We start from the raw sequence: 22655 nt of genomic DNA on the forward strand, positions 1-22655 counted from the left end.
CCCGCAGCGCCTCCGGCGTCCCGCCCAGCCTCTCCACCAGCTCCCGGCGAATCCCGAGGCTTTCCCGGTACGCCCCTTCCGCGCCCGTCCAGTCGCCCTGCGCCTGCGCCACCGCGCCCACCTTGTTGAGCGACACCGACACGTCTCGTAGATGCAGAGGCTGGTCCGACTCAGCCTGAGCACGCCATCTCGACACGCTCAACAACTCTTGCGCCACCATGCTGGCCTGATCCAGGCGGCCGTATTGCAGACAGACGTCCAGTGCCCGCCCGCCATCCCACAGCGCGATGTCCCAGAGCCGGGGATGATCGGGCCGTAGCTCGTAAGCGGACAAGCCATCGAAATTGAGGCGCCACTGATCAACCCAGTACCCCAGCGCGGCTTCAACCTCTGCCGCGGCTTCCGGCGTCAGCGGCTGATCGACCGCTTCGACAGCCTGGTCGATGCCGTCGGGTCGAATCACTGGCAGCGCTGCCGCCAGCTCGGTGGATTGCAGCCGGATGTGCCACAGGTCGGGCGCCAGACGGGCCATGTCGGCCACGCCCCCCGCCGGCAGCAGCAGGATCAGCGGCGCATGGTGCTCGGCCTCCAGGATGCTGCGCCGTTCGTTGAGTCGCAGCAGCAGTTCGCGCCGCTCGGCGTCCCAGAGGGCGCGACCGGCGCCGCGATGCGCTTCCAGCCAGTACGCTCCGGTGTCAACCGACTCGGGAACGCCGAGCAGCGTCTTGAGCGACAGCTCGGCAAACTGCTCCGGATGAGGCGACGAGATGACGACCAGTCGACGCTGCTGACCACGCAGGTGTTCGGCCAGACGTGCCTTCAGCGCATCGGCCAGCGCCGGCGTGCGCACGCTGTAGACCAGCAACCCGAAGCCGTGCAGCAGCCGCAGACGGCGTTCCAGCAGCTGCCAGGCCTGCTGCGCCGCAGCCTCAAGCGGCGGCAGTGCCCGTGTCGGAGGCAGCGGCGCGGACGTCATGACCCGAGGCCCCGACCTTGTCGATCAGCGGCCACAGCAGCGGATTGAGGTCGAGCCACTCGACACCGTTGCGGTAGTTCAGCACCGCACGGATGTCGAAGAAGCGCGCCACGGTCGGCCAGTCGCTGCGCTTGGGCAGGTCAAGCGCGTTCTCGGCCCCGATCCCGTGCAGCAGCGCGTACTCGTCGCGGGTCACCATGCTCTCGAACTCGACGCGGTGCTTGTCGATCACCATCGCGATGATCGGGTCGTCGGCCTGGAGCGGCAGCCGGTCCAGCGCGAAGTAGCCCTGATCGAGCGCGTCGAGCAGGAAGCGCCGCAGCAGCTGCCGCAGATCGCCGCCCGAACGCAGCGCCAGCAAGTCGAGCGCCTCCGGGCTGATCAGCTCGGCCCAGCGTCCAAAGCGCTTCTCCAGAACGCGGCGCATGGTCTGCAGCCCCTGCTCGCGCGGTTGCCGCCGCGCCTTGGCCGGCGGCTCGCAGACCCGCACCGACGCCAGCATCGACAGGCTGACGTACTGGCCAACATTCGTCAGGTAGGGCAGATACGGCGGCACCGCATAGACCACCTGCAGCTCGGGCAGGCGCAGATGATCCCGATCGGCGTCGAACAGCTTGACGACGCGGTTGAACATGTCCGCCGCCGCATCGTCACCGACACCGCGCAGGCGCTCCAGCGAGTCGACAAGCAGCACCACCTTGTCCACCTGGAAGCGCTGCCGCACCGCCACGGCCATCTCCCGGATGTACTCGCGGCACTGCGCCATCGTGCGCTCCTCGCGGGCCAGGTCGAAGTCGCGGATGTGCTGCAGGATGCTCTGCTGCAGTCGCTTGAACTCGGCCTTGGCGCCGCCCAGCGTCAGGCTGGTGATCTGGACATCCGACTGCAGCCACTGTCCGAAGCGGCTGGCCACCGATTCGCTGCGGAAGTCGGCCCCGAAGGCATCCCCGGCACTCAGTCGATCGGCAAAGGCCAGTGCCGTCACCAGCAGCAGGTCGATCGTGCGGATCGGGTGACTCTCGCCGATGTACTCCAGCACATCGACGACGAAGGCCTTCGTGCGCGGCAGGCCGTTGAGCTCGACCGCCAGCCGACGCAGCTCCGTGCTCTTGCCGGTGCCGCGCTGACCGCTGAAGTAGTAGAGCTGCGAGCCGGTCGTGCGACGGATCGATCGCGCCAGGGTGAGGACGACATCCTCGGCCCCCGTTCCGTGAAGCCCCGGCACATAGCGCGAATCGGTGGCGTCGAGCGCACCGGGGTCGTTCTGCAGGATGGTGGCCAGCTCGTCCAGCAGCACTTCACGGGGATCGATCGTCATGGCCGCCTCCCGCTCAGGCCAGCTCTTCCTTGCGCAGCGACACGATCGGCGCCAGCACCGTCGGCAGCGCCTGCATCTGCGCCAGCGCGGCGCGCATCGCGCCCTCGGCGGTCTCGTGCGTCAGGATGATGACGTCGGTCTGGTTCTCGCCGTCATTCGACTCGCGCTGCAGCACCGCATCGATCGAGATGTCGGAGGCCGCCAGGATCGAGGTGATCGCCGACAGCACGCCCTTCTGGTCGGCCACGCGCAGGCGCAGGTAGAAGGCGGTGCGCACCTGGTCGATCGGCAGCACCGGCGTGTCGCGCAGCTCGCCCGCCTGGAAGGCCAGGTGCGGCACGCGGTGGTCCGGGTCGGCGGTGTGCAGGCGGGTGATGTCGACCAGATCGGCGATCACGGCCGAGGCGGTCGGCTCGGAGCCGGCGCCCTTGCCGTAGTACAGCGTCGTGCCCACGGCGTCGCCCTGCACCATCACCGCGTTCATCGCGCCCTCGACGTTGGCGATCAGGCGCTTGGCCGGCACCAGCGTCGGGTGCACGCGCAGCTCGATGCCGCCGACGTCGTCGCGGCGCTTGGCGATGCCCAGCAGCTTGATGCGGTAGCCGAGCTGCTCGGCGTAGCGGATGTCCACGGCCGACAGCTTGGTGATGCCCTCGACGTGCGCCTTGTCGAACTGCACCGGGATGCCGAAGGCCAGCGCGCTCATCAGCGTGGCCTTGTGCGCGGCGTCCACGCCCTCGATGTCGAAGGTCGGGTCAGCCTCGGCGTAGCCCAGGCGCTGCGCCTCCTTCAGCACGACGTCGAAGTCCAGGCCCTTGTCGCGCATCTCCGACAGGATGAAGTTGGTCGTGCCGTTGATGATGCCGGCCACCCACTGCACCTGGTTGGCGGTCAGACCTTCACGCAGCGCCTTGATGATCGGGATGCCGCCGGCCACCGCCGCCTCGAAGGCCACCATCACGCCACGGGCGCTGGCGGCGGCGAAGATCTCGGTGCCGTGCACCGCCAGCAGCGCCTTGTTGGCGGTGACCACATGCTTGCCGGCGTTGATGGCCTCTAGCACCAGCGCGCGGGCGATGCCGTAGCCGCCGATCAGCTCGATGACGATGTCGATCTCGGGATTGGCGATGATCTCGCGCGCATCGGCCACGACACGGGCCTGGTCGCCGACGATCTCGCGGGCGCGCTCGACGTTCAGGTCCGCCACCATCGTGATCTCGATGCCGCGGCCCGCACGGCGGCGAATCTCTTCCTGGTTGCGAGTGAGCACGTTGAAGGTGCCGCTACCGACAGTACCGATGCCCAGCAGGCCGACTTGGATGGGTTTCATGCGAACGGGTGGCGCTTGTGACTGCGCCGTCTCTTGGGTGAGAAACTGCACCGGAGTTCCGACGGTGCAGGCGAGAGAGAAACGGAAAACGGGAAGTGGAAACCGCAGCCGGCTCAGCCGGCGTGCCGCCGACGGTAGCCGTCGAGGAAGCGGGCGATGCGCCCGATCGCGTCGGTCAGGTCGTCGGAATTCGGCAGGAAGACGAGACGGAAATGGTCCGGCGTCGGCCAGTTGAAGCCGGTGCCCTGCACGATCAGCACCTTCTCCTCGGCCAGCAGCTCGTAGGCGAACTGCTGGTCGTCCTGGATCGGGTACATCTTCGGGTCCAGGCGCGGGAACATGTAGAGCGCCGCCTTGGGCTTGACGCAGGTGACGCCCGGGATCTCGGTGAGCAGCCGGTGCGCCAGATCGCGCTGGCGGCACAGCCGTCCGCCCGGCGCCACCAGGTCCTTGATGCTCTGGTAGCCGCCCAAGGCGGTCTGGATCGCCAGCTGGCCCGGCGTGTTGGCGCACAGGCGCATCGAGGCCAGCATGTTCAGGCCCTCGATGTAGTCGCGCGCATGGCGCTTGTCGCCCGAGACCACCATCCAGCCGGCGCGGTAGCCGCAGGATCGGTAGTTCTTGGACAGGCCGTTGAAGGTCAGGATCAGCACGTCGTCGGCCAGCGAGGCGATGCTGGTGTGCACATTGCCGTCGAACAGCGTCTTGTCGTAGATCTCGTCGGCGAAGACGATCAGCTGATGCTGGCGGGCGATCTCGATCAGGGCCTGCAGCACCGGCTCCGGATAGAGCGCGCCGGTCGGGTTGTTCGGGTTGATGATCACCAGCGCCTTGGTGCGCGGCGTGATCTTGGCGCGGATGTCGTCCAGATCAGGCATCCACTCCGACGACTCGTCGCAGAGGTAGTGCACCGGGCGGCCACCCGAGAGCGCCACCACCGCGGTGTAGAGCGGATAGTCCGGCGAGGGGATCAGCACCTCGTCGCCGTCGTCGAGCAGCGCGTTCATCGCCATCGAGATCAGCTCGGAGGCGCCGTTGCCCAGGTAGACATCGTCGACGGTCACGCCGCGGATGCCCTTCTCCTGCGTGTAGTGCACGACCGACTTGCGCGGCGCGAACAGGCCCTTGGAGTCGGTGTAGCCGGCCGCGTGCGGCAGGTTGCGGATCATGTCCTGCACGATCTCGTCGGGCGGCTCCAGCCCGAACACCGCCAGGTTGCCGATGTTGAGCTTGATGATCTTGTGGCCCTCTTCCTCCATCTGGCGGGCCTTTTCCAGCACCGGGCCACGGATGTCGTAGCACACGTTGGCGAGCTTGCCGGACTTGGCGACGGTCTTGAGCACGAGGGATCCTGTTCGCGATTGAGATAAGGAGAGCGCCGGAGAAACGGTACGGGACGCAGGGGGACAGCCGGGGCGGCCATTGTCGGCCAAAGGCTAGAATTTAGCGCATCCCGCCCCTGCCGCCCTGCCGTGAAACTCCAGCCCGACCGACTCGATGGCGTCAACGCCATCTTCAGCACCGCCACCGACACCGTCTCGATCAACAACCAGAGCGAGCTGGTGCAGTGGCGCAGCAGCGTCATCGTGCCCTGGCGCGGCGAGGTGCTCGCCTGGCCGCGCACCCGCGTCGAGGAGCTGCAGCGCGAGGACTTCGACGCGCTGCTGGCGCTCAAGCCCGAGCTGGTGATCTTCGGCAGCGGCCGCACGCTGCGCTTCGTGCATCCGTCGATCACCCGCGGCCTGATCGAGGCGCGCATCGGCATCGAGTGCATGGACACCGCTGCCGCCTGCCGCACCTACAACGTGCTGGTCAGCGAGGGCCGGCGGGCCGTGGCGGCGCTGATCATCGGCTGAAATCCCCCGCCCGGACGAAGCCGGGCGCGTCAGGAAGCGCCTTGAACTGGCAGTATAATGATGGGCTTATCCCCATCAGGGATCCACAAGACTACAGAACTTGCATGACGCCCGCTCTCAACAAACCTCTGCCGGAATTTGAAGCGAATGCAACCGGTGGCGTGAAGTTCACCCCCCAGGCTTTCCTCGGCAAGACGGTGGTGCTGTATTTCTACCCGAAGGACAGCACACCCGGCTGCACCACCGAAGCGATGCAGTTCCGCGACCACCACAAGGACTTCGCCAACGCGGGCGCGGTGGTCTTTGGCGTGTCGCGCGACAACATGGCCTCGCACGACAAGTTCAAGCAGAACCTCGAGCTGCCCTTCGAGCTGATCGCCGACACCGAAGAGAAGCTCTGCCACATGTTCGGCGTCGTGAAGAACAAGATCATGTACGGCAAGAAGGTCAAGGGCATCGAGCGCTCGACCTTCCTGATCGACGCCGAAGGCCTGCTGCGCACCGAATGGCGCGGCATCAAGGTCGCCGGTCATGTCGAGGAGGTCCTGAAGGCTGTCCAGGAGCTGAAGAAGCCGGCCTGATCCGGATTGAACCGGATTGAGCCGGATTCGTACCATGACAGCGGGCCTTGGCGCCTGCAGCGTCCTGTGCATAATGGGTTCATGCGCGTAAGCCCTGAACCGCATTCCCCGATCGAGAAGCCGCCCAGCTTGCTGTGCGGCTTTTTCTTTTCACGTTGACGCTTTCGCCCATGCCTCTGCCCAAACCCCCTGCCAAGCGCGGCTCCGTCCTCGACCCTTCCGCCTTCGACGCCCAGTCGGCGCCGAAACCGTCACGACGCTCGCTGCCCAAGCCAGCCGCCGCCGAGGACAGCAGCGCACTCGAACTCCAGCCGCCGCAGCAGCCGGTGGCTGCGCCGCCGATCACCCCGGCAGTCGCCCTTGCGGCGCCGGTCGAGGCCAAGGCGCCTGCCTCAGCGGCCGCGCCGGTCAAGCCGGCACGCTCTCCCCGCTCCAAGGCCGCGGCCGCAGCCGCTGCGCCGACCCCGGCGGCCCGGCCACGTCGCAACCGCGCCAGCACCGGCGGCCCGGCCAAGCTCTTCGTGCTCGACACCAACGTGCTGATGCACGATCCGATGTCGCTGTTCCGCTTCGAGGAGCATGACGTCTACCTGCCGATGATCACGCTCGAGGAGCTCGACGGCCACAAGAAGGGCATGAGCGAGGTCTCGCGCAACGTGCGCCAGGTCAGCCGCGAGCTCGACGCGCTGGCCGCCAGCCAGGGCGAGGCCAAGGACTTCGATCCGGGCGCCGGCATCGCGCTGGCGCGCACCGGCCACCGCGAGGCCGGCGGCAAGCTGTTCTTCCAGACCACCTTCGTCGACTTCAAGCTGCCCGACGGCCTGCCCCAGGGCAAGGCCGACAACCAGATCCTCGGCGTGGTGCAGGCGCTGCGCACGCAGCAGCCCGAACGCGAGGTCGTGCTGGTGTCCAAGGACATCAACATGCGCATCAAGGCCCGCGCGCTGGGCCTGGCCGCCGAGGACTACCTCAACGACAAGACGCTGGAAGACGCCGACCTGCTCTACACCGGCGTGCTGCAGCTGCCCGGCGACTTCTGGGAGCGCCACGGCAAGACGATGGAGAGCTGGAGCCAGAGCGGCGCCACCTTCTACCGCTTCAGCGGCCCGCTGGTGCCCTCGCTGATGATCAACCAGTTCGTCTACCTGGAGAGCCCGGGCAACGCACCGCTCTACGCGCGCGTCACCGAGATCACCGGCAAGACCGCCGTCATCCGCACGCTCAAGGACTTCACCCACGCGAAGAACGCCGTCTGGGGCGTGACCGCGCGCAACCGCGAGCAGAACTTCGCGCTGAACCTGCTGACCGACCCCGACTGCGACTTCATCACGCTGACCGGCACCGCCGGCACCGGCAAGACGCTGATGACGCTGGCCGCCGCGCTCAGCCAGGTCCTGGACGAGCGCCGCTACACCGAGATCATCGTCACCCGCGTGACGGTGCCGGTGGGCGAGGACATCGGCTTCCTGCCCGGCAACGAGGAGGAGAAGATGAGCCCGTGGATGGGCGCGCTCGACGACAACCTCGAAGTCCTGGCGCGCGGCGACACCAGCGCCGGCGAATGGGGCCGGGCCGCGACCAACGACCTCGTGCGCAGCAAGATCAAGATCAAGAGCCTGAACTTCATGCGCGGGCGCACCTTCCTGAACAAGATCGTCATCATCGACGAGGCGCAGAACCTGACGCCGAAGCAGATGAAGACGCTGATCACCCGCGCCGGCCCCGGCACCAAGATCATCTGCCTGGGCAACCTGGCGCAGATCGACACGCCCTACCTGACCGAGGGCTCCTCGGGCCTGACCTTCGCGGTGGATCGCTTCAAGGGCTGGCCGCACGCGGGCCACATCACGCTGGCGCGCGGCGAGCGCTCGCGGCTGGCGGACTTCGCCTCCGAGGTGCTCTGACCGGTTCACGGGCTCGGCCGACGAGCCCGCCATCACCCTGCAGGGAGGTGCGATGCACCTCCCTTTTTCTTGGTCGCTTCATGACGTGTTGCACGACACACCGGCGTGCAGCACCGGTCTGCGGGCGTGAGATCGATCACTGCCGGAGGCCGCCAGCCCGTGTCAGGATGAAAGAAAGAGGTCGCGGCTGGCGTGATCAGGTACGAAAATGTTTACCATTCCGAGTGATCAAGCATCGCCACAGTCCATAACAGCAACAAGGCGTGATCCGGCTGAGGGGGGGCTCGCAAGAGCGGCCGAGGACGGATGATGCCGTTTCGAGCACATCACCACACATGCCATCCGGTCATGATGACCCGTCGGCGGCTTTGGCGCATCTTGCGCTGATCGCCGGCCATTGCAATCAGGCCGCAGCCCTGGCGCACGAGATGCTGGCCAGCGCCAAGCTGGGCGGCATGCTGCCGCGGCAGGCGGACGCCTTCCTGATCCTGGCTCGCGCCGAGCTTCACCGCGATCCGCCCTCGCCCGAACTGGCCCTGTCCCATGCCCGGCAAGCCGGGCACCTCTCTCATCTGGTCGGCGATGCGCGGCAGGAATCGGATGCGCTGGCCCTGGTCGCGCTGCTGCTGACCCGGCTGGGCCGCTTCGAGGAGGCGATCGAGAACGCGACGCTGGCGGTCCGGCTGGCCGAGAGCCTGCCAGACGGCGCGCATACCGCCGTCGCCTACCACCATCTTGGCCTGGCCACCCATGCTCGCGACAGCGACTACGCCCGCAGGGCGCTGCTGCGCAGCATCACGCTGGCGCAACAGCACTGTGGCGGCGAGACCGTCACCGCCCAGCCGCGCCTGCAGCTGCTGCTGGGCGAGCTCTACCGGCTGGAGCAATGCCGCCAATCGGGCCAGCCGGCGCAGGTCGACCCGATCGCGTTCGACATGCTGCAGGCGCTGCGCCAGATCCTGGCCAGCGGCGCCGAGGCGCCGGCGCTGACCCCCCAGCCGGGCGGAGCGCAGCTGGCCGCGCTGCTGCCGCTGATCGAGACCGGACTGGGCTCTTTCCTGGCATCCGGCGAGACGCTGCCCGCCGGGCTGGCACCGCTGCAGGATGCCACCCGCACGCCGCTTGACCCGATCCGACCGGAGAGCCTGCGCGGACTGGCGGCCTGGATCTTCGCGCGCCGTGCGCTCGAACGCGGCCAGCTTGCGCGGGCGAGCGACTGCATCGCAGAGCTTCTGGTGCACGCCCGGTCGCACAGCGACCAGCGTCTGGTGCAGACCGCCCACCACCTGCAGATCACCCTGCTCGAGCAGCAAGGCCGGCATGACGAGGCGCTGGCGGCCTTTCGCCGACTGCGCGCCGACCAGCTGCTGCAGGACCGAGAGAACATGACCTCGCGCGAGCGCACCGCCACGCTGCGCATGGCCTGGCGCCAGCAGTCGCAGGCGATCGCCGAGCTGCGCAGCAGCTCGCGCCAGTTCGAGCGACTCTCGCTGGAAGACCCGCTGACCGGTCTGGCCAACCGCCGCCAGGTCGAGCGCGTGACCGCGACGCTGCTGCAGCGCCTGCGCGACGAGCGCGAGCAGGCCGCGCCCTGGTGTCTGGTGATGATCGACATCGACCGCTTCAAGCAGATCAACGATCTGCATTCGCATGTCGTCGGCGACGAAGTGCTGCGCGCGATGGCACGGCTGCTGCGCCATGTGCTGCGCCAGCACGATCTGGCCGCCCGACTGGCCGGCGACGAGTTCATGCTGATCCTGCCCGACACCGACGAGAACACCGCCCGGCAGGTGGTCGAGCGCCTGCGCGCCGAGATCCTGCGCCACGACTGGCGCACGATCGCGCCCGGCCTGAGCGTCAGCGCCAGCCTGGGGCTGGCCGGCGCCCGCGCCGAGGACAGCCTGGCCACGCTGATGCAGCGCAGCGACCTGCTGATGTACGCCGACAAGGCGCGGCGCGGTCCGCCGCTTTTGCCGCCGTCGGCCTGAGCGGGGTCTGCTCGCATCGGGGAAGCTGCGCCGATGCGATGACGATCGCCACGTAGATGCCCGCCTCCGCGGGCATGACGGTGAGAGGCGCGGTGGCGCAGCGCGCCTGCTGCTGGCCGACGGGGCCAGGAAGACGAGCGCAGAAACGACCGGAAACGGCAAGAGGCCCCGCAGGGCCTCTCGTGTCGGCGCATCGCGCGGATGCGTCTCAGGCGGGCCCGACGGCCCGCGCGCTCACATTCAGGCGTCCTCGCCGCCGGTCAGCAGCGGCAGCGCGCCGCCGGCCGAGCCGCCCAGCAGGCCGGCCTTGCCGTACAGGCCCAGCTTGGCGCGGGTGTCGCTGATGTCGAGGTTGCGCATCGTCAGCTGGCCGATGCGGTGCAGCGGCGTGAACGCGGCGTCTTCCACCTTCTCCATCGACAGGCGCTCCGGCGCGTAGGTCAGGTTCGGGCTGTCGGTGTTCATGATGGTGTAGTCGTTGCCGCGGCGCAGCTCCAGCGTCACCTCGCCGGTGATCGCGCTGGCGACCCAGCGCTGGGCGGTCTCGCGCAGCATCATGGCTTGGCTGTCGAACCAGCGGCCGTGGTAGAGCAGCTTGCCCAGCACGCGGCCGTTGGCGCGGTACTGCGCCAGCGTGTCCTCGTTGTGGATGCCGGTGGCCAGGCGCTCGTAGCAGATGTGCAGCAGCGCCATGCCCGGGGCTTCGTAGATGCCGCGGCTCTTGGCCTCGATGATGCGGTTCTCGATCTGGTCGCACATGCCCAGGCCATGGCGGCCGCCGATGCGGTTGGCTTCCTCGAACAGGGCCACCGGGTCGGCGAAGGTCTGGCCGTTGATCGCCACCGGCACGCCTTCCTCGAAGCGCACGGTCACGGTCTCGCGCTTGACCTCGACGTCGTCACGCCAGAAGGCCACGCCCATGATCGGCTTGACGATGTGCATGCCGGCGTTCAGGAACTCCAGATCCTTGGCTTCGTGGGTCGCGCCTAGCATGTTCGAGTCGGTCGAATACGCCTTCTCGACCGACATCTTGTAGTCGAAGCCATTCTTGATGAGGTATTCGCTCATCTCCTTGCGGCCGCCCAGCTCGTCGATGAAGGTCTGGTCCAACCAGGGCTTGTAGATCTTGAGCAGCGGGTTGACCAGCAGGCCGTAGCGGTAGAAGCGCTCGATGTCGTTGCCCTTGTAGGTCGAGCCGTCGCCCCAGAGGTTGACGCCGTCCTGCTTCATCGCCGCCACCAGCATCGTGCCGGTCACGGCGCGGCCCAGCGGAGTGGTGTTGAAGTAGGTGGCACCGCCCGTGGTGATGTGGAAGGCACCGGCCTGGATGGCGGCGATGCCCTCGGCCACCAGCGCGGCGCGGCAGTCGATCAGGCGGGCGATCTCGGCGCCGTAGGCCAGGGCCTTGCGCGGGATGTCCTCGTAGTCGCTCTCGTCAGGCTGGCCAAGGTTGGCGGTGTAGGCGCAAGGAATGGCGCCCTTGGCGCGCATCCAGTGCACGGCGGCCGAGGTGTCGAGACCGCCCGAGAAGGCGATGCCGACCTTCTGGCCGGCGGGGAGGTTTTGCAGGATGGTGGCAGACATGGCGCTGTAGACGGTCGCGACGGCCGCGACGACGAAGAACGGAATGAATCCACGATTGTCGCAAACTTGGCGCCCGGATCGAAGCGCCCGCGCGCACGGCACGGATGCCCCGGGGCCAGCGCCGGTCGTGTCGGCCGGCTAGACTGCCATCGGGTGCCGGGCCGCAGGGGTCGTCAGGCAGGTATCACGCGAAGGTCGGGCCGCCTCGCGGGCCCTGCCCTTGGAGCGTCCGCGCATGACCCTGTCCGCGCCAGCCACCCCCGTCGAGCTGCTTGCCACCACCCTGTTCGCCCTCGCGCTGCTGCACACCTTTGCCGCCAAGCAGTTCGAGCGCCTGGCCCACCGCCACCCGCGCCACGAAGGCGTCTTCCATCTGCTCGGCGAGGTCGAGGTCGTCTTCGGCTTCTGGGCCATCGTGCTGGTGCTGACGATGGCGCTCAGTGCCGGCGGCGACACCGCGCTGCACTATGCGGAATCGCGCAACTACACCGAGCCGCTGTTCGTCTTCGTCGTCATGGTGATCGCCGGCTCGCGGCCGATCCTGGAGGCGGTGATGCGCACGGTGGCGGCACTGTCGGCGCGGGCCGGTCGGGACGCGGCGCCGCTGGCGGGCGCCTGGCTCGGGCTGGCGGCCGTGCCGCTGCTGGGCTCGCTGATCACCGAGCCGGCGGCGATGACCATCGCCGCGCTGCTGCTGGCCCCGCGCGTCTTCCGGCCGGACGTGCCAGAGCGGCTGAAGTATCTGGCCCTGGGCGTGCTGTTCGTCAACATCTCGATCGGCGGCACGCTGACCGCCTATGCCGCGCCGCCGGTGCTGATGGTCGCCGGCGTCTGGGGCTGGGACAGCGCCTTCATGCTGTCGACCTTCGGCTGGAAGGCAGCGGTGGCGGTGCTGATCAACGCCAGCGTGGCGGTGTGGATGCTGCGCCGGCACCTGATCGCACGGCCCGGCCTGCCCACGGACGAGCCGCCCGCCCGGCGCCCGGTGCCGTGGACGGTCACCGCGGTGCATGCCGCGCTGCTGGCCGGCGTGGTGCTGACCGCCCACCATCCGGTCGCCTTCCTCGGCCTCTTCCTGCTCTTCCTGGGCTTCACCCAGGCCTACGCGCGCCATCAGGACCCGCTGCTGATCAAGGAGGCGCTGCTGGTGGGCTTCTTCCTGGCCGGGCTGGTGGTGCTCGGCGGCCTGCAGCGCTGGTGGCTGCAGCCGCTGGTGTCGGGGCTGGAGCCGATGGCGCTCTTCTTCGGCGCGGTCAGCCTGACGGCGATCACCGACAACGCCGCGCTCACCTACCTGGGTGCCCAGATCTCCGGCATCAGCGAGGCCTCGAAATACATGCTGGTGGCCGGCGCGGTCGCCGGCGGCGGCCTGACGGTGATCGCCAACGCGCCCAACCCGGCCGGCGCGGCACTGCTGCGCCGTGGCTTCCTGGACGAGTCGATCGGCGCCGGCGGCCTGCTGGCCGGCGCACTCGGGCCGACGCTGGTGGCGATGGGCGCCTTCCTGCTGCTCTGAGCGGGCACGCGGCACCCCGCAGCAACCCTGCAGCAACACCGCTGCACACTGGCTGCACGATCGGCGGGCATCGTCAGGGGCATGATGATTCCCCGCCGCACCTTCACGATGTCGCTGCTGGCCGCCTCGCTGGCCGGCGCCTGCAGCTCCACGCCGATGACCCCGACGCCCTCGCCTGCCAGCCCGCCCCCGCCCTTCGACCCGAAGCGCGGCTACCAGCGCCGCGAGGTCAGCGCCGGCGGCCGCACCGTCGTCGTGCGCGCCTGGGAAGGCCTGGCCTATGTCAGCCGCCCGGTCGAGCCTGCGTGGCAGGTGATGAACCTCTACATCCCGGAAGCCTATTTCCAGGGCGGCCAGATCGACGGCCGCACGGCGCGCACTGCACCGATCTTCCTGCCCAACTCGATCGGCGGCTACATGCCGGCCAAGCCCGGCACGCCCGAGGGCCGCAACGGCCCGCCGCCGGCCCCCGGCCAGACCCCGCTGCCCTCGGCCATCGCGGTGGCGCTGACCCGCGGGCTGGTGGTGGCCTCGCCCGGCGCACGCGGTCGCACGCTGCAGGCCGCCGACGGCACCTGGACCGGCAAGGCGCCGGCGGCCATCATCGACCTGAAAGCGGCCGTGCGCTTCCTGCGCCACCATGACGCGGTGATGCCGGGCAACACCGCGCGCATCATCTCCAACGGCACCAGCGCCGGCGGTGCGCTGTCCGCGCTGCTGGGCGCCAGCGGCAACAGCCCGGACCACGAGGAGGCGCTGCGCGCGCTGGGTGCGGCCCCCGCACGCGACGACATCTTCGCCGTCTCCGCCTACTGCCCGATCACCAATCTGGAGAACGCCGACGCAGCCTACGAATGGCAGTTCGGCCACGCCCACGACTACCGCCGCATCGAGATGTCGATGCTGGACTACCAGATGCAGCGCCGCGAGGTGGCCGGCACCCTCACGGCCGACCAGATCGCGCTGGCCGACGCGCTGAAGGCGAGCTTTCCGGCCTACCTGAACACGCTGGACCTGCGCGACGCGGCGGGCCGGCCGCTGCGGCTCGACGCCGGTGGCCACGGCAGCTTCCGGGAGCATGTCAAGTCGCTGGTGATCGCCTCGGCGCAGCAGGCGCTCGACGCCGGCGCCGACCTGTCGTCGCGGCGCTGGCTGCGCATCGCCTCGGGACGGGTGGTCGATCTGGACTTCGACGCCTATGGGCTGGCGGCCACCCGCATGAAGCTGCCGCCCGCCTTCGACGGCGTGGCGCTGGACACCGGCGAGAACCAGCTCTTCGGCAGCAGCCGCCTCGACAAGCGCCACTTCACCGCGTTCTCGATGCAGCACAGCCGCGTCGTCGGCGCGCAGCAGGCCGACGAGCGCACCGTGCGCATGATGAATCCGATGCACTACATCGGCCGCAGCGCCGCCACCGTGGCCCCGCACTGGCGCATCCGCCACGGCACGATGGACCGCGACACCTCGCTGGCGGTGCCGGTCATGCTGGGCACGCTGCTGGCGCAGCACGGCATCGACGTGGATCTGGCCCTGCCCTGGGACCGCCCGCACAGCGGCGACTACGATCTGGACGCGCTCTTTGCCTGGATCGATCGGGTGACGGCAGCCCCGCGCTGAGCGCTGCAGACGCCGCAGGTGAAGTCGCTGATCGCGACACGGCGGGAGTGAAGCCGGGCCGGCCTCCCCTGAGGCGACTTCAGCGCCGAGTTCGTGCCACCTCCTGCGCGACCAGCGCTTCCAGCGCCTCGGGTCCGAATCGCTCCAGACCCTGGCCATTGACAAAGAAGGTCGGCGTGCGACGGATGCCGAGCGCCTCCAGGTCGGCCACGTCCTGGCGCAGGGCCTGCAGCGTCGTGGCGCTTCGGGCCTGCTCGGCCGCCTGCGCCATGTCCAGGCCGGCCTGCTGCGCGACCTGAACGGCCACCGACAGATCCGGCTGGGCATGGTCGGCCCACTGAGGCTGTGCAGCCAGCAGGGCCTCCAGCACCGGCTGCAGACGCCCTTGTGCCTGCGCCGCGAACAGCAGCGCCACCACCTGATCCGATCCGGCATGGAAAGGCGCATAGCGCAGCACCAGCCGGACCTCCTTCGGGTGACGCGCCAGGATCTCCTTGACCTTCGGATAGAAATAGCGGCAGCTCTCGCAGGCGGGATCGAAGAACTCGACCAGCGTGACCGGGGCATCGCGCGGGCCGATCACCGGCGAGTGCGGCCGCACCATGCGGTCATCCTGCTGGTGGACCCGGGCCTGCTGCTCGGCATGCGCCTGCGCGCGGTACCGGGCTGCACCCAGCACGAACGCCACGACGATCAGAATCAGGAGGCCGGCCACCAGCAGCGGGCGGCGGTGCGTGGAAAGGATGGAAGTCATCGGGCAGTCTTTCGCAGGAACAGGGGGGTGAGCGCCGCCAGGATCAGCAGGAAGGCCAGCAGGGACAGGCCCGGAATCGGGAGGCCGCCGAGGATCTCGAGCTTCTGGTCGGCGCAGGAGACGCCGGACTGGCAAGGCAGGCTGGCCGTGTCGATCCAGCCGGCCAGCAGCAGCAGGTGGATCGCGGCCGTCAACGCACCGCCGATCGCCAGGGCCAGTGCGTAGACGGCGCCCTGACGATCGCCGCGCAGGCAGGCCAGGGTCAGCACCAGGGCGATCGGGAACATGAAGATGCGCTGGTACCAGCACAGGACGCAGGGCGTCATCAGCATGACCTCCCCGATGAAGAGCGCGCCGGCCGTGGCCAGCGTCGCGACCAGCCAGGCGCTGCACAGGAGCAGCCAGTGGTATCGGTGCATGAGAATCTCCGCAGGACAGGGGCCGCCCGCCGCACGCGTGCAGGCACGAGCGCGCTGTCGCCACGGCGGAGGCGGCCGAAACAGGGTGTCGTCGTTCGGTCGTGACGGCGTCAGCCGTCGAGACGCGGATCACTCATGCCACTGGGGTCGTTCAGGGCGATCGCCCCGGAACGAGGTCAGCCGGAGCGGCTCGCCCGACGGTCGGTCCGTGGCACCGCCCCCCGTCACCAGCCGATGTTGGGCTGGCAGGACCCAGGAACAGCAGCATCCGCTGCCGGCATGCTCATGGCGGTCGTGCACGGCAGCGCATCCTGCGCAGTCGCTGGTGTCTGGCGCCTCGCAGGCCGACGCGGCCGACGCTGCGATACCCGCCCGCTCACCGGTCAGCGGCGACAGCACCGCAGCCCAGACCGGCTGCAGCGACATCAGGACCAACAGAAGAAGGGCAAGCCAACGGCGCATGACGGCGCGGATTCTATGTCCCCATCGTGGCGCACGCACCGCGGCCGTACCTGATTCCAGCCGAGCGCACGCACCACAAAAGTGCAAGACAGATCCATTCGATCGGGTTTCAGGCCCACGCCTCGGTAGAAAAGACAGGCACGCATCCTGCTTGTCACCGCTTGACGCAAGCAAGGTAGCTCCGGCATCCGCTACCCCCAGCCTCTGCCAACGACGGCAGGGTCGCGCGCGCCGCACGGACCGGGTCTGATCGGCTGATCGATCGCTGCCCCGCTGTCCGCGCCCTCTTCCCTTTCCCCTCTCTCTCCGTTTCCCGGTGCGCCTGCGCTCGTCCCTGAGCCGGCCTCCCGGACGGAACCTTCGACGGCCGGGTTCTTCCGGTCCGTCATCACGGAGACCGCATGAAGATCGTCGTCGTCGGCCACGGCATGGTGGGCCACAAGTTCCTGGAAAGCCTCCACGAGGCCGGTGTGAAGGATGCCGAAGTCACGGTGCTGTGCGAGGAGCCGCGCGCCGCCTATGACCGCGTCCATCTGTCGGAGTTCTTCTCCGGCAAGAGCGCGGACGACCTGTCGCTGGTCGCGCCCGGCTTCTTCGAGGAGAGCGGCTACACGCTGCGCCTGAAGTCGCGGGCGGTGAAGATCGAGCGCCGCGACCACACCGTCACCACCGCCGACGGCGAGGTGCTGCCCTACGACCGCCTGGTGCTGGCCACCGGCTCCTATCCCTTCGTGCCCAGCGTGCCGGGGCGCGACCGCGCCGACATCTTCGTCTACCGCACCATCGAGGATCTGGAAGGCATGAAGGCCTGCGGCGCGCGCTCCAAGAGCGGCGTGGTCGTCGGCGGCGGCCTGCTGGGGCTGGAGTGCGCCAAGGCGCTGCGCGACCTGGGCCTGCAGACGCATGTGGTCGAGTTCGCGCCGCGGCTGATGGCGGTGCAGGTCGACGAGGCCGGCGGCCGGGTGCTGCGCACCAAGATCGAGGAACTCGGCGTGCAGGTGCACACCGGGCGCAACACCGTCGAGATCGTCGACGGCGCCACCGCGCGCCACCGCATGGTCTTCGCCGACGGCACCTGGCTGGAGACCGACATGATCGTGTTCTCGGCCGGCATCCGCCCGCGCGACGAGCTGGCGCGCCAGAGCCTGCTGCCGGTGGGCGCGCGTGGCGGCGTCGCCATCGACAGCCAGTGTCGCACCGCCGACCCGGCCGTCTACGCGATCGGCGAATGCGCCGCCTGGAACGACCAGACCTTCGGCCTGGTCGCGCCCGGCTACGACATGGCCCGCGTGGTGGCCAAGCAGATCGCCGGCGACGCCTCGGCCGCCTTCACCGGCGCCGACATGAGCACCAAGCTCAAGCTGATGGGCGTGGACGTGGCCTCCATCGGCGACGCGCACGCCCGCACGCCGCACTGCAAGACCTTCAGCTACACCGACGAGATCCGCCAGATCTACAAGAAGATCGTCGTCAGCGCGGACGGCAAGCAGCTGCTGGGCGCGGTGCTGATCGGCGACGCGGCCGAGTACGGCACGCTGCTGCAGATGGCCCTGAACGGCATCGCGCTGCCGGCCGACCCGGAGTTCCTGATCCTGCCCTCGGGCGAAGGCAAGGAAAAGCCGGGCCTGGGCCCGGACGCGCTGCCGGACTCGGCGCAGATCTGCTCGTGCAACAACGTCACCAAGGGCCAGATCTGCGAGGCGGTGGGCAACGGCGCCACCACCATCGCGCTGCTGAAGTCGGGCTGCAAGGCCGGCGCCACCTGCGGCGGCTGCGTGCCGCTGGTCACGCAGGTGATGAAGTCGGAAATGGCCAAGCGCGGCATGGCGGTCAACAACCACCTCTGCGAGCACTTCGCCTATTCGCGCCAGGAGCTCTATCACCTGGTGCGCGTCGGCCAGATCAAGAGCTTCGAGGAGCTGCTGGAAAAGCATGGCAAGGGCCTGGGCTGCGACATCTGCAAGCCGGCCGCGGCCAGCGTGCTGGCCTCGGTCTGGAACGACTTCGTGCTCAAGCCCGAGCTGGCCGCGCTGCAGGATTCCAACGACTACTTCCTGGGCAATATCCAGAAGGACGGCACCTATTCGGTCGTGCCTCGCATGCCGGGTGGCGAGGTCACGCCCGACGGCCTGATCGCGGTGGGCACGGTGGCCAAGAAGTATGGCCTCTACACCAAGGTGACGGGCGGCGCCCGCGTCGACATGTTCGGCGCGCGGCTGGAGCAGCTGCCGCTGATCTGGGAGGAGCTGATCGCCGCCGGCTTCGAGTCGGGCCACGCCTATGGCAAGAGCCTGCGCACGGTGAAGTCCTGCGTGGGCAGCACCTGGTGCCGCTACGGCGTCGACGACTCGGTGGGTCTCGCCGTCGAGCTGGAGAACCGCTACAAGGGCCTGCGCGCGCCGCACAAGATCAAGTTCGGTGTCTCGGGCTGCACCCGCGAATGCGCCGAGGCCCAGGGCAAGGACGTCGGCGTGATCGCCACCGACAAGGGCTGGAACCTGTATGTCTGCGGCAACGGCGGCATGAAGCCGCGCCACGCCGAGCTGATCGCCTCCGATCTGAGCAAGGCCGAGCTGATCCGCCTGATCGACCGCTTCCTGATGTTCTATGTGCGCACTGCCGACCGCCTGCAGCGCACCAGCACCTGGCGCGACAACATGGAAGGCGGCCTGGACTACCTCAAGAGCGTGCTGATCGACGACAAGCTGGGCCTGGCCGCCGAGCTGGAGGCGCAGATGGCCCATGTGGTCAGCACCTACCAGTGCGAATGGAAGACCGCCGTGACCACGCCGGCCGTGCGCGCGCGCTTCAAGAGCTTCGTCAACAGCGACAAGGCCGACGAGCACATCGTCTTCGTCGAGGAGCGCGGCCAGATCCGTCCGGCCCGCCCCGAGGAGCGCGAGACCGCCGCCGCCGCCACCGACCGCACCCCCGCCTGAGCCCGGAAGCCCCGAGATGAGCATCGACACCCTGAACTGGACCGCCGTCTGCGCGGTCGACGAGATCGTTCCGAACACCGGCGTGTGCGCGCGGGTCGAGGGCCGCCATGTCGCGGTCTTCCGCGTCGGCGCCGACCGCTTCTTCGCCATCGACAACGTCGATCCGAAGTCCGGCGCCAGCGTGCTCTCGCGCGGCCTGGTCGGCAACCTGGGCGAGCAGATCGTCGTGGCCTCGCCGCTGTACAAGCAGCACTACGACCTGACCACCGGCGCCTGCCTGGAGCAGCCCGAGCTGTCGGTGCGCGCGCACGCAGTGCGGGTCGAGGACGGCCAGGTGCTGGTGACGCTGGCGAGTTGATTCGTCCGCGACGCGAATGCAAAAGCCGGCGGTGACGCCGGCTTTTTTCATGACTGGCCCGATTTCGAGTGGTCCGCTCAAAAGGCAACATCAAACCCGAATTGCGGCCAATAATTTTCAAGGCAGCAGTGGTCTGCCTCCATTAACGCACTTCCCATACAAGCCACCCCAGTTCATGACACCCATACCCGGTTGAAAAATCCCTGAATATCTTGAATATAGAAGCCGCTGCCGAGGCTCACGAGGCAGATCACGAGTGCCAACGATATAAGGCAAGGGAGCATCAGGAGCAAGAACAAGTGGCTGTATTGATGACCCTGCGTGCTTGGGCGCCCCAAAAAACTTTGCACTTACGTTTTCCGGCCGCACAAGGTCGAAAGCGACGTAGAAATTACCAGACTCCTCGAACACAGTAAAAGGATTTCTGTAGCGTAATCCCTTGCGACGCGAATTGACGGCAACCGGGTCCATTAGTGCCACACCTCTCAATTTCACAATTGGAATGTGAAGCTGTTGCTCGGAAGACAGTGATGCATCGTCAAAATCAATACCCACACGCTCAGGCGGATCACCCGACCATTGCACGAGCAAATCAGTGAGCAAGTCAACCATCGACTCTCTGGCATTTGGCTCCAAAAATGTGTCCAGAAACTTCTTATTGCGCAGAAGGAACATAGACGCATCAGCCTTGCTTTTAATTCGCATTTCCTGCACACGCAGCAAATTTGACAGTGCCATCGGAGCCTGAAATATTTTCACCAAATTTCTTCGCTGTACCTCTGTTGGCAAAAGCCTAATATAAACCCGTCCAGGAGCAGCATGGGATCGACCACTTTCACAAACTAGAGCGCCCCGATCCTGCTTTGCACATCCCGCCTCAACATCCATTCGCTTAATGCGACGCACAGTGCCAGTGGGGATCGGCACTAGGGCTTTGGGATGTGATTGAATTTTTTCTGCAGGTCGAGATGGTAACTTCTGTATTTCCTGTGCGCGAAAAACTCTAATCTTTCCGGGGCCAACTGACATCGCTACTCCCTGTAGTCGAAACGACCTTGTTTTTGAGCAAGGTCACTTTACATATCGTGGAATTCTTGCTGAATTAATGCCAACGTAGGCGCACAGCCTCCCCCCTCAAACAGGGGGATAAATAAGACAAAGTCTTCATCAAAAAATTCCGCTTTATGGGCCGCCGCTCTGTACCGGCCCCGCCCCCAGCACAGTGCGCGCGCGGACGCGCCGGCTGTGTCTGTGCGCGCCCGGGGACGCTGGCCTAAAGTGCGGGATCTCGACGACCCCTCACCCCTCCCGGAGTCTGCATCCATGACGCTGTCGCCCTCTCCCCTGGCCGCCCTGAAGGATCCCTCGCTGCTGAAGACCGATGCCCTGGTCAACGGCGAATGGGTCGCCGGCAGCAGCCGCTTCGACGTGACCGATCCGGCCACCGGCGCGAAGCTGGCCGACGTGCCGCGCCTGGGCGCCGCCGAGACCGAGGCCGCCATCGCCGCCGCCAACGCCGCCTGGCCGGCCTGGCGCGCCAAGACCGCCAAGGAGCGCGCCGCCATCCTGATGAAGTGGCACGCGCTGATGATCGAGAACGCCGACGACCTGGCGCGCATCATGACCGCCGAGCAGGGCAAGCCGCTGACGGAAGCCCGCGGCGAGGTGGTCTACGGCGCCAGCTTCATCGAGTGGTTCGCCGAGGAGGCCAAGCGCGTCTACGGCGAGACCATCCCGACCACCGACCCGAACAAGCGCTTCGTCATCCTGAAGCAGGCCATCGGCGTGTGCGCGGCGATCACGCCGTGGAACTTCCCGATCGCGATGATCACCCGCAAGGTCGCGCCGGCGCTGGCCGCGGGCTGCCCGGTCGTCATCAAGCCGGCCGAGCAGACGCCGCTGTCGGCGCTGGCCTGCGCCGAGCTGGCCCTGCGCGCTGGCCTGCCGGCCGGCGTGCTCAACATCGTCACCGGCGACGCCGACTCGTCGATCGAGATCGGCGGCGTGCTGTGCGCCTCCGACACCGTGCGCCACCTGAGCTTCACCGGCTCGACCGAGGTCGGCCGCATCCTGATGAAGCAGTGCGCGCCGACGATCAAGAAGATGTCGCTGGAGCTGGGCGGCAACGCGCCCTTCATCGTCTTCGACGACGCCGACATCGACTCGGCGGTCGAGGGCGCGATGATCTCCAAGTACCGCAACGCCGGCCAGACCTGCGTCTGCGCCAACCGCCTGTACGTGCAGGACAAGGTCTACGACCAGTTCGTCGAGAAGCTCGCCGCCAAGGTCGCCGCGATCCGGGTGGGCAACGGCTTCGAGGCCGGCGTCAGCCAGGGCCCGCTGATCGACGAGGGCGCCTTCGCCAAGGTCGAAAGCCATGTGGCCGACGCGCTGGCCAAGGGCGCGCGCCTGGTCACCGGCGGCCAGCGCATCGGCGAGCGCTTCTACACGCCCACCGTGCTGGCCGACGTGACCGCCGAGATGCTCTGCGCCACCGAGGAGACCTTCGGCCCGGTTGCGCCGATCTTCCGCTTCTCGACCGAGGCCGAGGTGGTGGCCGCCGCCAACGCGACCGAGTTCGGCCTGGCGAGCTACTTCTACAGCCGCGACATCGGCCGCATCTTCCGCGTCGGCGAGGCGCTGGAGTACGGCATGGTCGGCATCAACACCGGCCTGATCTCGGTGGCCGAGGTGCCCTTCGGCGGCGTCAAGCAGTCGGGCCTGGGCCGCGAGGGCTCGCACCACGGCATCGACGACTACGTCGAGGTCAAGTACCTCTGCATCAGCGACATCCTGCGCTGAACCCCGGGCCGCAAGGCGCCCGACCCCGCACCGGCCCTCGACCCGAGTCGGGGGCGGCGCAACCTGGCAGGCTCTATCATTTCGGGGCGCTGCCAGCCCCATCGGGAGACGCAAGCAAGAATGCACCGGGGATGCGGACCATCCCCGGCAGCCGAGTCGAGCGATTCCGTGTCCAATCCCGGCATCGGCCTGCTTGGCCCCACCGCGATTCCGGTTCACGCTCCCGACGAGATGCAGTCTTCTCCACGGTC

At 68.0% G+C, this 22655-nt stretch carries 17 protein-coding genes; 9 read left to right on the plus strand and 8 right to left on the minus strand.

Going from position 1 to position 22655, the window contains the following annotated elements:
- The 4 genes from BW996_RS10415 to BW996_RS10430 form a co-directional block, all read right to left on the minus strand.
- Positions 1–976, minus strand: a 976-nt coding sequence (locus BW996_RS10415) for a hypothetical protein (RefSeq protein ID WP_217694721.1), incomplete at its 3' end; no start/stop codon positions are given.
- On the minus strand, positions 930–2294 hold the full coding sequence (locus BW996_RS10420; RefSeq protein ID WP_037485290.1) for a hypothetical protein: 1365 nt from the start codon (positions 2292–2294) through the stop codon (positions 930–932). The genes BW996_RS10420 and BW996_RS10415, both read right to left, overlap by 47 nt.
- A 13-nt stretch (positions 2295–2307) precedes the next feature.
- Entirely contained in the window at positions 2308–3624 is a 1317-nt protein-coding gene (locus tag BW996_RS10425; protein WP_037485293.1) for a homoserine dehydrogenase, read from the minus strand.
- Positions 3625–3737: 113 nt separating this feature from the next.
- A complete protein-coding gene (locus BW996_RS10430) occupies positions 3738–4967 on the minus strand; it encodes a pyridoxal phosphate-dependent aminotransferase (RefSeq protein WP_037485296.1) in 1230 nt (409 codons plus the stop codon).
- A gap of 129 nt (positions 4968–5096) precedes the next feature.
- Between BW996_RS10430 and BW996_RS10435 the strand changes: the two genes are divergently transcribed.
- From BW996_RS10435 to BW996_RS10450, 4 genes are all read left to right on the plus strand, one after another.
- Positions 5097–5480, plus strand: coding sequence for an Mth938-like domain-containing protein (locus tag BW996_RS10435; protein WP_037485300.1), 384 nt, complete (start codon positions 5097–5099; stop codon positions 5478–5480).
- Positions 5481–5584: 104 nt separating this feature from the next.
- Positions 5585–6061 carry a peroxiredoxin gene (locus tag BW996_RS10440; protein ID WP_037485303.1) on the plus strand — a complete coding sequence of 159 codons (477 nt, stop codon included), beginning with the start codon at positions 5585–5587 and terminating at the stop codon, positions 6059–6061.
- A 170-nt stretch (positions 6062–6231) separates the two neighbouring features.
- Positions 6232–7965, plus strand: coding sequence for a PhoH family protein (locus tag BW996_RS10445; RefSeq protein ID WP_037485304.1), 1734 nt, complete (start codon positions 6232–6234; stop codon positions 7963–7965).
- A 335-nt stretch (positions 7966–8300) separates the two neighbouring features.
- On the plus strand, positions 8301–9953 hold the full coding sequence (locus tag BW996_RS10450; protein ID WP_081838285.1) for a GGDEF domain-containing protein: 1653 nt from the start codon (positions 8301–8303) through the stop codon (positions 9951–9953).
- Positions 9954–10193: 240 nt separating this feature from the next.
- Here BW996_RS10450 and argG read toward each other — a convergent pair whose 3' ends face one another.
- A complete protein-coding gene (gene argG, locus BW996_RS10455) occupies positions 10194–11537 on the minus strand; it encodes an argininosuccinate synthase (RefSeq protein WP_037485308.1) in 1344 nt (447 codons plus the stop codon).
- Between the two features lie 235 nt (positions 11538–11772).
- On the opposite strand from argG, the gene BW996_RS10460 reads away from it, so the two are divergent.
- Complete coding sequence (locus BW996_RS10460; protein ID WP_037485310.1) at positions 11773–13053, plus strand: putative Na+/H+ antiporter; 1281 nt, start codon at positions 11773–11775, stop codon at positions 13051–13053.
- Between the two features lie 81 nt (positions 13054–13134).
- A complete protein-coding gene (locus BW996_RS22155; RefSeq protein WP_241462052.1) occupies positions 13135–14670 on the plus strand; it encodes a subtype B tannase in 1536 nt (511 codons plus the stop codon).
- 79 nt (positions 14671–14749) lie between these two features.
- Here the strand turns inward: BW996_RS22155 and BW996_RS10470 are convergent, their stop codons facing one another.
- Positions 14750–15424: a DsbA family protein gene (locus BW996_RS10470; RefSeq protein WP_037485312.1), complete on the minus strand. Its 675-nt coding sequence runs from the start codon at positions 15422–15424 to the stop codon at positions 14750–14752.
- Positions 15421–15843, minus strand: coding sequence for a disulfide bond formation protein B (locus BW996_RS10475; RefSeq protein ID WP_037485314.1), 423 nt, complete (start codon positions 15841–15843; stop codon positions 15421–15423). Before BW996_RS10475 ends, BW996_RS10470 begins: the two co-directional genes overlap by 4 nt.
- Positions 15844–16706: 863 nt before the next feature.
- Between BW996_RS10475 and nirB the strand changes: the two genes are divergently transcribed.
- On the plus strand, positions 16707–19244 hold the full coding sequence (gene nirB, locus BW996_RS10480; protein WP_037485316.1) for a nitrite reductase large subunit NirB: 2538 nt from the start codon (positions 16707–16709) through the stop codon (positions 19242–19244).
- Between the two features lie 16 nt (positions 19245–19260).
- The gene (gene nirD / locus BW996_RS10485) at positions 19261–19602 is read left to right on the plus strand and encodes a nitrite reductase small subunit NirD (RefSeq protein ID WP_037485318.1); all 342 of its coding nucleotides are present in this window, start codon (positions 19261–19263) and stop codon (positions 19600–19602) included.
- 117 nt (positions 19603–19719) lie between these two features.
- Here nirD and BW996_RS21285 read toward each other — a convergent pair whose 3' ends face one another.
- Entirely contained in the window at positions 19720–20631 is a 912-nt protein-coding gene (locus tag BW996_RS21285; RefSeq protein ID WP_139330830.1) for a hypothetical protein, read from the minus strand.
- A gap of 294 nt (positions 20632–20925) precedes the next feature.
- On the opposite strand from BW996_RS21285, the gene BW996_RS10490 reads away from it, so the two are divergent.
- Positions 20926–22404 (plus strand): NAD-dependent succinate-semialdehyde dehydrogenase, encoded by a 1479-nt coding sequence (locus tag BW996_RS10490; protein WP_037485320.1) that lies wholly within the window; start codon positions 20926–20928, stop codon positions 22402–22404.
- Positions 22405–22655: the final 251 nt, after the last annotated feature.

Source organism: Sphaerotilus natans, from assembly GCF_900156335.1.
In the GTDB taxonomy this organism is placed as follows: Bacteria; Pseudomonadota; Gammaproteobacteria; order Burkholderiales; family Burkholderiaceae_C; genus Sphaerotilus; species Sphaerotilus natans.